This is a genomic window from Cupriavidus agavae (assembly GCF_004217045.1).
Lineage (GTDB): Bacteria > Pseudomonadota > Gammaproteobacteria > Burkholderiales > Burkholderiaceae > Cupriavidus > Cupriavidus agavae.
On the sequence record NZ_SGXM01000003.1, the window covers coordinates 370,833 to 383,220 of the forward strand.

The window sequence follows — 12,388 nt, forward strand, 5'->3', positions numbered from 1 at the left end:
GCAGCCCGTGGCGGCAGGGGACCATCTTTCCCTTGCATGGCGCCGGACCTGCCGACAAATCCCCCGGTCATCGAGTGTCCGCCGCCCTGCGCGCAGGGGAATCTTTCTGGGAATGCAACATGAAGCTGGATGCAAGGGTAGTGCGCCTCGGGGCGGTGGCGTTGTGCGCGATGGCGCTGGTGGCGTGCGGTGGTGATGACGACAAGCATGCGGGCGGCACGTCCATTGCGCCGCCTGCTCCGCCCGCGCCCGCGCCGACCGTCGTCACGGGCAAGGTCGATGCGCCGTTCGTGGCTGGCAGCACTGCACGATTCGTCTCGATGGGCATGGATACCGCGCAAGGTCCGCTGAACGGCGTGACGCAGGACACCAACGGCGCATTCCAGACGATTGGCGCGTTCCGCTCCGCCAATGCCGCCGAAGTCGGGGGCATTTCCGGCAATGCATCGTTCGCGCTGGGCAGCTGGGTGGGCAAGGTCGTCAATGCGACGACCGGCGTGGAGGTCAATGCACCAAACGCGATGTCCTACGCCGTGTTCAACCGCTCGACCGTTGCCAGGGCCGATGGCACGCTGGCTTGCACGCCGCATATCACTTCCGCGCGCATCGCCATCGGCAAGGGCGAGTCGCTGGCGGGCAGCGCAACGATGACCATCGCCGAGGGCGTCATCTCCGTCAGCGGCGAGCTGGCCGTGAAGCAGGCCGATGGCAATTCGGTGCCGGTCGTGCTCGACAACCGCTTCTCCCGGATTGATTCCACCACCTACGTGGGCCTGATCGCTCCCACCTCGAAGCCGATCGAATACAGCCTCACCATCGGCGACGGCGCCAACGACGGCCACGTCGTGGTGATGCCGTGGAAGCTGAACACCGCCAACGGCGCCCAGTACGGTGTGGCCGTGCTGGACTGCAAGCGCCCGGCGTAACCGCCGCTGGCGCGCGGCGGGCGGGGGCGTGTATCATCGCGCCCCTTCCGCCGTCATTGGCCGGCGACCGGAAGACGTGCGCTACCGGTCGCCGGCGCGCCTTGTTCCACCTATATTCAATGCACCCGATCTACCCCGGAGCCGTCTCATGAGCCTCTTTCGCAAGAAGAACATCGAAGCCATGCTGCAAGTCAGCGAGCATGACGGGTTGCGCAAGGTGCTCGGGCCGCTCGATCTGGTGCTGATGGGCATTGGCGCCATCGTCGGGACGGGGATTTTCGTGCTGACCGGCACCGGGGCGCTGACTGCGGGGCCGGCGCTGACCGTGTCGTTCGTGATCGCGGCCATGGCGTGCGGGTTTGCAGCGTTGTGCTACGCAGAATTTGCGTCGGCAATACCTGTCTCCGGTTCCATCTATACCTACAGCTACGCCACGCTCGGCGAGATCGTGGCGTGGATGATCGGCTGGGACCTGCTGCTCGAATACGGGCTGGCCACGTCGGCCGTGTCGGTCGGATGGTCGGGCTACTTCCAGTCGCTGATCGCCGGCTTCGGCGTCAAGCTGCCGGCGGCGCTGACGGCCGCGCCGGGGGCGGTACCCGGCGTCGAGACCGTGGTCAACCTGCCGGCGGTGCTGATCATGCTGGCCATCACGTGGGTGGTGTCGTACGGCGTGCGCGAGTCCACGCGGCTCAACAACGTGATGGTGGCGATCAAGGTGGCCGTGGTGCTGCTGTTCATCGCGGTGGGCATCTGGCACGTGGAGCCGGCCAACTGGCAGCCGTTCGCGCCGTTCGGCTTCACCGGCATCTTCAACGCGGCGGCGCTGGTGTTCTTCGCGTTCATCGGCTTCGACGCGGTAACGTCGGCGGCCGAGGAGGTGCGCAATCCGCGCCGCGACCTGCCGATCGGCATCATCGGTTCGCTGGCGGTCTGCACGTTGCTCTACGTGATCGTGGCGGCCATCATGACCGGGATCGTGCCGTTCGCGAAGTTCGAAGGGGTCGATCACCCGGTGTCGCTCGCGCTGCAGTACGCCGGGCAGAACTGGGTGGCCGGGTTTGTCGACCTGGGCGCCATCCTTGGCATGACCACCGTGATCCTGGTGATGACCTACGGCCAGACGCGGATCATCTTTGCGATGTCGCGCGACGGGCTGCTGCCCGAGAAGCTGTCGGAGGTGCATCCGGTGCATGCCACGCCGTTCGTGGCCACGTGGGCGGTCGGCATCGTGTTTGCCACGATTGCCGGGTTCGTGCCGCTGAACGTGCTGGCCGAGCTGATCAATATCGGCACGCTGGCCGCCTTCACGCTGATCTCGATCGCCACGCTGGTGCTGCGCCGGACCCAGCCCGACCTGCCGCGTGCGTTCCGCTGCCCGGGCGTGCCCGTGGTGCCGCTGCTGGCCGTGGCGTTCTGCGTCTTCCTGATGCTGCACCTGCAGATGCTGACGTGGATCGCGTTCATTGTCTGGCTGCTGCTGGGCATGGCGATCTACTTCCTCTACTCGCGCCGCAACGCCGTGCTGCACAACCACGGCGGCGACGCGCAGGGCTGATCAGCGGCTGCCGGCCTCGTCGAAGAAGGCGCGCGAGCGGTCGTCGCCGGCATAGGCCGAGTTGATGCGCACCCAGGCCGAGGTCTCGCCGCCGGGGCGGAAGAAGTGCCCCGGCGCCAGCGAGATGCCGTAGCGCTCGGCCATCGCCACGATCTCGCGCGAATCCTCGATGGCGCGTGGCCGCGCCCACAGGAAATTGCCGCCGGCCGGCTCGCAGAACACCTCCCAGTTGTACTGGTCGAGAATCTTCACCGCATCGGCCGTCACCTCGCGCGTGCGTACCCGCAGGCGCTCTACATACTTGCGGTAGGCGCCGCGTTCCAGCATGGTCGCCGTGACGGCTTCGGCAAAATGCGATCCCGCCACGCTCGTCAGCACCTTCACGTCGATCAGGTCCTTGATCAGTGCCTTATCCGCCACTACGTAGCCCACCCTCAGCGCCGCCGAAACGGTCTTCGAGAAGCCACCGATGTAGATCACGTGTTCGAGCTGGTCGAGGGTGGCCAGGCGGTCGGTGAAATTGAGCTGGAAGTCCGAGAAGATGTCGTCCTCGACGAAGCGGAAGTTGTGCCTGCGCGCCAGTTCGAGCAGCCGGAAGGCCACGGGCGGGGCCAGCGTGGAACCGGTGGGGTTCTGCAGGATGCTGTTGGTGAAGAACAGCTTGGGCTTGTGCTCGCGCAGCAGCCGCTCGCAGGCTTCCGGGTCCGGGCCGTTCGGCGTGTGCGGCACGCCCACCAGTTGCACGCCGTGCATGCGCAGCAGGCCGAACAGGTTGTAGTAGCCGGGGTCTTCCACGAACACGGTGTCGCCAGGCTTCAGCAGGTGGCGCACGATCAGGTCCAGCGCCTGGCTGGCGCCGGAGGTGATCAGCACCTGCGACAACTCGGCCTGCACGCCCACCTGCCGCACGCGCGTCAGCACGTGCTTGCGCAGCTCGGGGTGGCCGAGCGGGGTGGCGTAGTGGATCACGCTGTCGATGTCGTGGCGCGTGATATGGCGGATGGCCTGCGTCAGCCCCTCCACGTCGCGCCACTCCTCGGGCACGAAGCCGCCGGCCAGCTTCAGCGTGCCGCTGGGGTGGTGGAACTGGTCGATGATGTGGAGCGACAGGTCCTCGGCCAGGCTGGGATCGGACCAGCCCCGGCCATTGCGCCCGGCCAGCGCGCTCTCGGCCACGTAGAAGCCTGAGCCCTGGCGCGAATCGATCAGGCCCTGCGAGACGAGCCGGTCGTAGGCTTCGATTACCGGGAAGCGGCTGATGTGGTGCTCGGCGGCCAGTGCGCGGATCGACGGCAGGCGGGCGCCGGGCGTGGCTTCGCGCGAGGCGATCCAGGATTTCACGCCGAGCACGATCTGTTCGGTCAGCGGCACGCCCGTGGAGGCGTCGAGCAGGAGTTTCATGGGAGCGGGGGCGGCAACTGTCAGCAAAAACTACTGAACAGTTCAACGAAAACTGTTCGGAACTGTGCATGGGATTGTAGTCCCCGCCATGAATAATGGAAGCCATGGCGCAGCGCCTCCGGCTTTCCATGACAGGCCACGCAGCGTCCGGCAAGACTAGGAGACACCGATGCGTGAACTCAGGACATTCGAACTCGACCAACCCGGCCATCCGGTCAGCTGGCGCGCGCGCCACGGCCAGAGCGTGACCGCGCTCGAAGGCCAGCTCTGGCTCACTGTGGAAGGCCAGCCTGCCGACATCTGGCTGCGCCCCGGCGATACCCGCGTGCTGACCGAAGGCGAGCGCGTCTGGCTGTCGGCGGAATCGGCCAGCGCCCGCTTCCTGCTGACCGAAGTGCCGGCGCCGTGGTCGCTGCGCCGCGCGCTGTTCATCGCCCGCCAACTGGCGCGCCGCTGGAACGCCCGCAAGACTGCCGCCTTCGGCGACTGCCCGCAAGTCAGCGCCTGACGGGTCTCGTCCTCCCGTCCTCCCTTTCTCCTGGGAACCGGAGCCGCACGCATCACCTGCGCCGACCTCCCGCGGCGCGGGCGCGGTCTCCGGGTCCTTCTTCCTCCTGGTCCGTCCCTCCCTCGTACTTTTCCGAATCGGCTGGCCGTGCCACGATGCGTCGAAGACGTTTGCCGCCCGATCGGTGCTTACCCGCGCCCCTCGACTTACGTTAACGTAAACGTCATATAATCGTCCGGCCCCTGTGAGCGCGGTCGCCAGAACCGCCGGCCTGCCTCGCCAGCCAGCCGCAAGGAGCAGCCAGCCACTAAACAGAGCGGTGGAGACAAATGACTGATCTTTCCGATGTAAGCCGGCCCGCGCCGGTCAGTCCGAAGACGTCCGCAGGCAGCGGCCCGGCCAACAAGGTGCGCTTTGTCACGGCGGCGTCGTTGTTTGACGGCCACGACGCGTCGATCAACATCATGCGGCGCATCCTCCAGTCCCATGGCTGCGAGGTCATCCACCTGGGCCACAACCGGTCCGTGCACGAGGTGGTCACCGCGGCGCTGCAGGAAGACGTGCAGGGGATTGCCATCTCCAGCTACCAGGGCGGCCACGTCGAATATTTCAAGTACATGATCGATCTGCTGCGCGAGCAGGGCGGCGAGCACATCCAGGTGTTCGGCGGCGGCGGCGGCGTGATCGTGCCCGACGAGATCCGCGAACTCCAGGCGTACGGCGTGGCGCGCATCTACAGCCCCGAGGACGGCCAGCGGCTCGGCCTGATGGGCATGATTGCCGACATGGTGCAGCGTTGCGACATCGACCTGACGCGCTACGCCCCGACCACGCTCGATGCCGTGGCCGCCGGCGACCGCCGCGCGCTGGCGCAACTGATCACCGCACTGGAGAACGGCCAGGCCGACCCGGCGCTGGTCAGCGCGCTGCACGAGCGCGCGCAGGCGGCCGCCACGCCGGTGCTCGGCATCACGGGCACGGGGGGCGCCGGCAAGTCGTCGCTGACCGACGAGCTGATCCGCCGCTTCCGGCTCGACCAGCAGGACGCGCTGTCGGTGGCCGTGATCTCGATCGACCCCTCGCGGCGCAAGTCGGGCGGGGCGCTGCTGGGCGACCGCATCCGCATGAACGCGATCAACCACCCGCAGATCTTCATGCGCTCGCTGGCCACGCGCGAGGCGGGCTCGGAGATCTCGCAGGCGCTGCCCGACGTCATCGCGGCGTGCAAGGCGGCATCGTTCGACCTGGTGATCGTGGAAACGTCCGGCATCGGGCAGGGCGACGCGGCCATCGTGCCGCACGTGGATCTCTCGCTGTACGTGATGACGCCCGAGTTCGGGGCGGCCAGCCAGCTGGAGAAGATCGACATGCTCGACTTCGCCGATTTCGTCGCCATCAACAAGTTCGACCGCAAGGGGGCGCAGGACGCGTGGCGCGACGTGGCCAAGCAGGTGCAGCGCAACCGCGAGCAGTGGCACGGCAAGGCCGAGGACATGCCGGTCTATGGCACGCAGGCGTCGCGCTTCAACGACGACGGGGTGACCATGCTCTACCACGGCCTGGCCGAGGCATTGGCCGCGCGCGGACTGGACTTCAAGCCGGGTGTGTTGCCGAAGCTGGCGGGCCGCATCTCCACCGGCCAGAACGTGATCGTGCCGCCGGCACGCGGCCGCTATCTGGCGGAACTGGCCGATACCGTGCGCGGCTACCATCGCCGCGTGGCGGCGCAGAGCCGCACGGCGCGCGAGCGCCAGCAACTGCGCGCGGCCCGGGACATGCTGAAATCGGCGAACAGCGATGCCGACGGCCCGGCGCTCGAAGCGTTGGCAGGTGAGCGCGATGCGGCGCTGGGGGCGGTCGAGCGCAAGCTCCTTGCCATGTGGCCGCAGATGCAGGACGCCTATGGCGGTGACGAGTACGTCGTAAAAATTCGAGACAAGGAGATCCGCACCGGGCTGATCACCACGACGCTGTCGGGCACCAAAGTGCGCAAGGTGGTGCTGCCGCGCTTCGAGGACGATGGCGAAATCCTGAAATGGCTGATGCGCGAGAACGTGCCGGGCAGCTTCCCGTACACGGCCGGCGTGTTTGCGTTCAAGCGGGAGGGCGAAGACCCCACGCGCATGTTCGCGGGCGAGGGCGACGCGTTCCGCACCAACCGGCGCTTCAAGCTGGTCTCGGAAGGCATGGACGCCAAGCGGCTCTCCACGGCGTTCGACTCGGTCACGCTGTACGGCGAAGATCCGCACGAGCGGCCCGACATCTACGGCAAGGTGGGCAACTCGGGCGTGTCGATCGCCACGCTCGACGACATGAAGGTGCTTTATGACGGCTTCGACCTGACGAGCCCCGGCACGTCGGTGTCGATGACGATCAACGGCCCGGCGCCGACCATCCTGGCCATGTTCATGAACACCGCCATCGACCAGAAACTGGAGAAATTCCGATCCGACAACGGCCGCGAGCCGACCGCCGACGAGGAAGCCAAGATCCGGGCGTGGGTGCTGCAGAACGTGCGCGGCACGGTGCAGGCCGACATCCTCAAGGAAGACCAGGGCCAGAACACGTGCATTTTCTCGACCGAGTTCTCGCTGAAGGTGATGGGCGATATCCAGGAGTATTTCGTGCACCATCAGGTGCGCAACTTCTACTCGGTGTCGATCTCGGGCTACCACATCGCCGAGGCCGGCGCGAACCCCGTCTCGCAACTCGCCTTCACGCTGGCCAACGGCTTCACGTATGTGGAGGCGTATCTGGCGCGCGGCATGCATATCGACGATTTCGCGCCTAACCTGTCGTTCTTCTTCTCGAACGGCATGGACCCCGAGTACAGCGTGCTGGGACGCGTGGCGCGCCGCATCTGGGCCGTGACGATGCGCGACAAGTATGGCGCCAACGAGCGCAGCCAGAAGCTCAAGTACCACATCCAGACCTCGGGCCGCTCGCTGCACGCGCAGGAGATCGACTTCAACGATATCCGCACCACGCTGCAGGCGCTGATCGCCATCTACGACAACTGCAACTCGCTGCACACGAACGCCTATGACGAGGCGATCACCACGCCCACGGCGGAGTCGGTGCGCCGGGCGCTGGCAATCCAGCTGATCATCAACCGCGAGTGGGGCGTTGCCAAGTGCGAGAACCCGAACCAGGGCAGCTTCCTGATCGAGGAACTGACCGATCTGGTGGAGGAAGCGGTGCTCCAGGAGTTCGAGCGCATTGCCGAGCGCGGCGGCGTGCTCGGGGCCATGGAGACCGGCTACCAGCGCGGCAAGATCCAGGAGGAATCGCTGTACTACGAGCAACTCAAGCATGACGGCACGCTGCCGATCATCGGCGTGAATACGTTCCGCAATCCGAACGGTGATCCCACGCCACAGACGCTGGAACTGGCCCGGTCCAGCGACGACGAGAAGCAGAGCCAACTGATCCGCCTGGCGGAATTCCAGGGCAGCCATTCGTCCGATGCATCGGCGATGCTCGACCGGCTGCGCCAGACGGTGATCGACAACGGCAATGTATTCGCTGTGCTGATGGACGCGGTACGCGTGTGCTCGCTGGGGCAGATCACGCATGCGCTGTTCGAGGTGGGCGGGCAGTATCGGCGCAATATGTAGCCGGAAGGAGCGCGATAGCCGGTGCGGGTGGTTCACGCGGCGGGGCGCTGGGGCTACACTCAGCGTTTCCGCACGCGTGCCACATCATCGTAAAACCGCCAAATCGCCATGCAAGCCGAGTACGACAGCCACAACATCTTTGCCCGCATCCTGCGCGGCGAACTTCCCTGCTTCAAGGTCTACGAGGACGCCGACACCATCGCGTTCCTGGACATCATGCCGCAATCTGACGGCCACACGCTGGTGGTGCCGAAGGAGCCGGCCGTCGACCTGTTCGGCCTGTCCGGGCAGGCTGCCGCCGCCGCCATTCGCGCCACGCAGATCGTGGCGCGCGGCGTGCGCGAGACGTTCGGCCCCGATGGCGTGGTGATCAGCCAGTTCAACGGCGCCGCCGCCGGCCAGACCGTGCCGCACGTGCACTTCCACATCGTGCCGCGCTACGCGGACCAGGCGCTGCGTGGCCACGCCCGCGAGCAGCAGAGCATGGAAGTGCTCAGGGCCCACGCCGAGCGCCTGGCGGCCACGCTGGCGAAACAGGGCGCCTGACCCGAATCAACCCATTACGAAATCACTGAAACAACCGAAGGAAGCGAGACATGGCAATCAGGACAGTAGGCATCGTGGGTGCCGGCACGATGGGCAACGGTATTGCTCAGGCGTGCGCGGTGGCGGGCCTCGACGTGGTGATGGTCGACATCAGCGACGCCGCCGTGCAGAAGGGCATCGCCACGGTGGCGGGCAGCCTGGACCGGCTGATCAAGAAGGAAAAGGCGACCGAGGCCGACAAGGCCGCCGCGCTGGCGCGCATCCAGGGCAGCACGTTGTACGAGGACCTGAAGCGCACGGACATCGTGATCGAGGCCGCCACCGAGAACTACGACCTCAAGGTCAAGATCCTGAAGCAGATCGACGGCATCGTGGGCCCGGACGTGATCATCGCGTCGAACACCTCGTCGATCTCGATCACGAAGCTGGCCGCCGTGACGCAACGCGCCGACCGCTTCATCGGCATGCACTTCTTCAACCCGGTGCCGATGATGGCGCTGGTGGAATTGATCCGCGGCCTGCAAACCAGCGACGCCGCGCACGCCGATGTGGAGGCGCTGGCCAAACAGCTCGGCAAGTACCCGATTACCGTGAAGAACAGCCCCGGATTCGTGGTCAACCGCATCCTCTGCCCGATGATCAACGAGGCGTTCTGCGTGCTGGGCGAGGGCCTGGCATCGCCCGAGGAGATCGACGAAGGGATGAAGCTCGGCTGCAACCACCCGATCGGCCCGCTGGCGCTGGCCGACATGATTGGCCTGGATACGATGCTGGCGGTGATGGAAGTGCTCTACACCGAGTTCGCCGATCCGAAATACCGCCCGGCCATGCTGATGCGCGAGATGGTGGCGGCCGGGTATCTGGGACGGAAGACTGGGCGGGGGGTGTACGTTTATAGCAAGTAAGGCTTCAACTCCCATCGGCCAAGCTTCCCTCTCCCGCGCGCGGGAGAGGGAAGCAAACCGGCAGGAGGAAAAACGCATCACTCCCCATACTGGCGCAACCCCTCCAGATCGAGCACCTCGATCACCCCGTAGTCCACCCGCACCAGCCCCTGCTGCTCCAGCACCTTCAGCGCCTGGTTCGCGCGTTGCCGCGAAATCCCCGCCAGCAGGCCGATCTCTTCCTGCGAGATCTCGATCGTATTGCCCAGTCCCGGATACAGGTGTTCATTGAACAGCGATGACACCGCGCGCGCCACGCGGGAATCGATATCAAGCAGGCGTTCGTATTCCACCGCCGCAATGAATTGTCCGAGCCGCTCGTTGAACTGCATCAGCAGGAAGCGGGTGAAGGGCAGGCTGGTATCCAGCAACCACTGAAAAGTGTCGCGCGGCACGAAGGCGATGCGCGAGCGGCGCAGGGCCATCACGTCGTACTTGCGGATCTCGGACTTGAGCACGGCGCCCTCGCCGAACCAGCCGCCGGTGGGCACGCCCGTGAAGGTGACTGACTTGCCCGAGGGCGATACCGTGGTGATCTTGACGATGCCTTCGACCACGCCGAGCCAGTGCTCGGCCATTTCACCCTTGTGACAGACGTAGTCGCCTTGTGCGTACTCGCGCACCGTAGTCACGCGTTTGACGCGTTCGCGCTGCTCGGGGCTGAGATCGACGGCCCAGGCGCAGCGGTCGATGAAGTCGTGGGATGAGGCGGCAGGCATCGGGCTCCCGTAGGGATTAACCCGGAATTGTCGCCGGCGCGACAACCCGGTCAGATGGCATCGGCTATCTTACGATCACACGGAACCGGCGTGCCGCGATGCGGCAACGACGCGAAAACGCCCAGTATAGCGACCGGTCAGGCGGCTTGATACCCGGCATGGCACCTACGCCATCCGCGGGGGAGAGGAGACAGCGATGCAGGAATCGTCGGCAACGACCTTCCCGCGATGGCTGCAGGCGCATGCCTCGCAGCGGCCCGACCATCCGGCCCATCGTGAGAAGGATCTCGGTATCTGGCAGACCTACAGCTGGGCCCAGGCGGCGCAGCAGGTGCGCGCGCTGGCGTGCGGGCTGGCGGCGCTCGGCTTTGGCCGGGGCATGAACCTGGCCGTGGTGGGCGACAACCGCCCGCGCCTGTACTGGGCCATGACCGCCGCGCAGGCGCTGGGCGGCGTGCCCGTGCCGCTCTACCAGGACGCCATCGCCAACGAGATGGTCTACGTGCTCGACGATGCCGAGATCGAATTCGCCATCGTCGAGGATCAGGAGCAGGTGGACAAGCTGCTCGAAGTCGAGCCGCAACTGGCCTCGCGTGGCCGGGCGGTGCGTTACGTGATCTACGAAGATCCGCGCGGCCTGCGCGACTACGACCATCCCTCGCTGCTTTCCTATGAGCGCGTGCAGGAGATCGGGCGCGAGTTCGATCAGGCAAATCCAGGTTTTTACGATGCCGCTGTGGCGCAGGGCGCGCCCGGCGACACCGCGATCATCCTCTATACCTCGGGCACCACGGGCAAGCCGAAGGGCGTCTGCCATTCGCACGCCGGGTTGATCGGCGCGGCGCGCAACGGCTGCCAGTTCGACGGACTCGGCCCCGCTGACGATGTGCTGTCGTACCTGCCGATGGCGTGGGTAGGCGACAACCTGTTCTCGTACGCGCAGGCCATGGTGGCCGGCTTCACGGTGAACTGCCCGGAATCTCGTGAAACGGTGATGACCGATCTGCGCGAGATCGGCCCCAGCTACTACTTCGCGCCGCCGCGCATCTACGAAGGGTTGCTGACGCAAGTCATGATCCGCATGGAGGACGCGGGCTGGCTCAAGCGCAAGCTGTTCCACTGGGCGATGGACGTGGCGCGCCGCTGCGGCGCCGACATCCTCGACAAGCGCCCGGTGTCGATGCTGGACCGCCTGCGCTACGGAATTGGCGAAATTGCGGTGTACGGCCCGCTGCGCAACGTGCTCGGCATGAGCCGCATCCGCGTGGGCTACACCGCCGGCGAGGCCATCGGGCCGGACCTGTTCCGCTTCTACCGCTCGATCGGCATCAACCTGAAGCAGTTCTACGGCCAGACCGAAACCTGCGCCTATGTCTGCCTGCAGCCGGACGGCAACGTGAAGTTCGATTCGGTGGGGCCGGCGGCGCCGGGCATGGAGATCCGCATCGCCGACAACGGCGAGGTGCTGGTGCGCGGCGTGGGGCTGCTGAAGTCCTACTACAAGCGTGACGACGCCACGCGCGAGGCCATCAACGACGAGGGCTACTTCATGACCGGCGATGCCGGCGTGATCGATGCCGACGGCCACCTGAAGATCATCGACCGCGCCAAGGACGTGGGCAAGCTGGCCGATGGCTCGATGTTCGCGCCCAAGTACATCGAGAACAAGCTCAAGTTCTTCCCATACATCAAGGAGGCCGTGGCCTTCGGTACCGACCGCGACCGGGTCTGCGCGTTCATCAATATCGATTTCGATGCGGTGGGCAACTGGGCCGAGCGCCGGCACCTGCCGTACGCGGGCTACGTGGACCTGGCGGGGCAGCCCGACGTGCTGGCGATGATCGCCGAATGCGTGGAGCAGGTGAACGCCGACCTGGCGAACGACGCCATGCTGGCCGGCTCGCAGGTGGCGCGCTTCCTGGTGCTGCACAAGGAACTGGACCCCGACGACGACGAGCTGACGCGCACCCGCAAGGTGCGGCGCGGCTTCATCGCCGAGAAATATGGCGCGCTGGTGGAGGCGCTCTACGCCGGCAAGTCCGAGCAGTTCATTGAAACGCGCGTGAAGTTCGAGGATGGCCGCGAAGGCAGTGTCTCGGCCACGCTGAAGCTGATGGATGCGCGCCGCTTCCCGCCCGTGGGCGGGGCGCGCGCCGCGTGATCGAACGA

General features: G+C 66.2%; 9 protein-coding genes. 7 read left to right on the forward strand and 2 right to left on the reverse strand.

Annotation, left to right across the window (positions count from 1 at the left end):
* Nucleotides 1-119 precede the first annotated feature (119 nt).
* Together EV147_RS15570 and EV147_RS15575 are read left to right on the forward strand one after the other, a co-directional pair.
* Nucleotides 120-926 (forward strand): hypothetical protein, encoded by an 807-nt coding sequence (locus tag EV147_RS15570; protein WP_130392113.1) that lies wholly within the window; start codon nucleotides 120-122, stop codon nucleotides 924-926.
* 148 nt (nucleotides 927-1,074) lie between these two features.
* On the forward strand, nucleotides 1,075-2,484 hold the full coding sequence (locus tag EV147_RS15575) for an amino acid permease (protein ID WP_130392114.1): 1,410 nt from the start codon (nucleotides 1,075-1,077) through the stop codon (nucleotides 2,482-2,484).
* On the opposite strand, the gene EV147_RS15580 is transcribed toward EV147_RS15575, so the two are convergent.
* Complete coding sequence (locus tag EV147_RS15580; protein ID WP_130392115.1) at nucleotides 2,485-3,885, reverse strand: aminotransferase-like domain-containing protein; 1,401 nt, start codon at nucleotides 3,883-3,885, stop codon at nucleotides 2,485-2,487.
* Between the two features lie 169 nt (nucleotides 3,886-4,054).
* Here EV147_RS15580 and EV147_RS15585 point away from each other — a divergent pair, with 169 nt between their 5' ends.
* From EV147_RS15585 to EV147_RS15600, 4 genes are all read left to right on the forward strand, one after another.
* On the forward strand, nucleotides 4,055-4,393 hold the full coding sequence (locus tag EV147_RS15585; RefSeq protein ID WP_130392116.1) for a DUF2917 domain-containing protein: 339 nt from the start codon (nucleotides 4,055-4,057) through the stop codon (nucleotides 4,391-4,393).
* 329 nt (nucleotides 4,394-4,722) lie between these two features.
* Nucleotides 4,723-8,010 carry a fused isobutyryl-CoA mutase/GTPase IcmF gene (icmF, locus tag EV147_RS15590; RefSeq protein ID WP_130392117.1) on the forward strand — a complete coding sequence of 1,096 codons (3,288 nt, stop codon included), beginning with the start codon at nucleotides 4,723-4,725 and terminating at the stop codon, nucleotides 8,008-8,010.
* Between the two features lie 108 nt (nucleotides 8,011-8,118).
* Nucleotides 8,119-8,556 carry an HIT family protein gene (locus EV147_RS15595; protein WP_130392118.1) on the forward strand — a complete coding sequence of 146 codons (438 nt, stop codon included), beginning with the start codon at nucleotides 8,119-8,121 and terminating at the stop codon, nucleotides 8,554-8,556.
* Nucleotides 8,557-8,606: 50 nt separating this feature from the next.
* Nucleotides 8,607-9,461: a 3-hydroxybutyryl-CoA dehydrogenase gene (locus EV147_RS15600; protein ID WP_130392119.1), complete on the forward strand. Its 855-nt coding sequence runs from the start codon at nucleotides 8,607-8,609 to the stop codon at nucleotides 9,459-9,461.
* A 77-nt stretch (nucleotides 9,462-9,538) separates the two neighbouring features.
* Here the strand turns inward: EV147_RS15600 and EV147_RS15605 are convergent, their stop codons facing one another.
* Nucleotides 9,539-10,219 carry a Crp/Fnr family transcriptional regulator gene (locus EV147_RS15605; protein ID WP_130392120.1) on the reverse strand — a complete coding sequence of 227 codons (681 nt, stop codon included), beginning with the start codon at nucleotides 10,217-10,219 and terminating at the stop codon, nucleotides 9,539-9,541.
* A gap of 196 nt (nucleotides 10,220-10,415) precedes the next feature.
* Here EV147_RS15605 and EV147_RS15610 point away from each other — a divergent pair, with 196 nt between their 5' ends.
* On the forward strand, nucleotides 10,416-12,380 hold the full coding sequence (locus EV147_RS15610) for an AMP-dependent synthetase/ligase (protein ID WP_130392121.1): 1,965 nt from the start codon (nucleotides 10,416-10,418) through the stop codon (nucleotides 12,378-12,380).
* Nucleotides 12,381-12,388 lie beyond the last annotated feature (8 nt).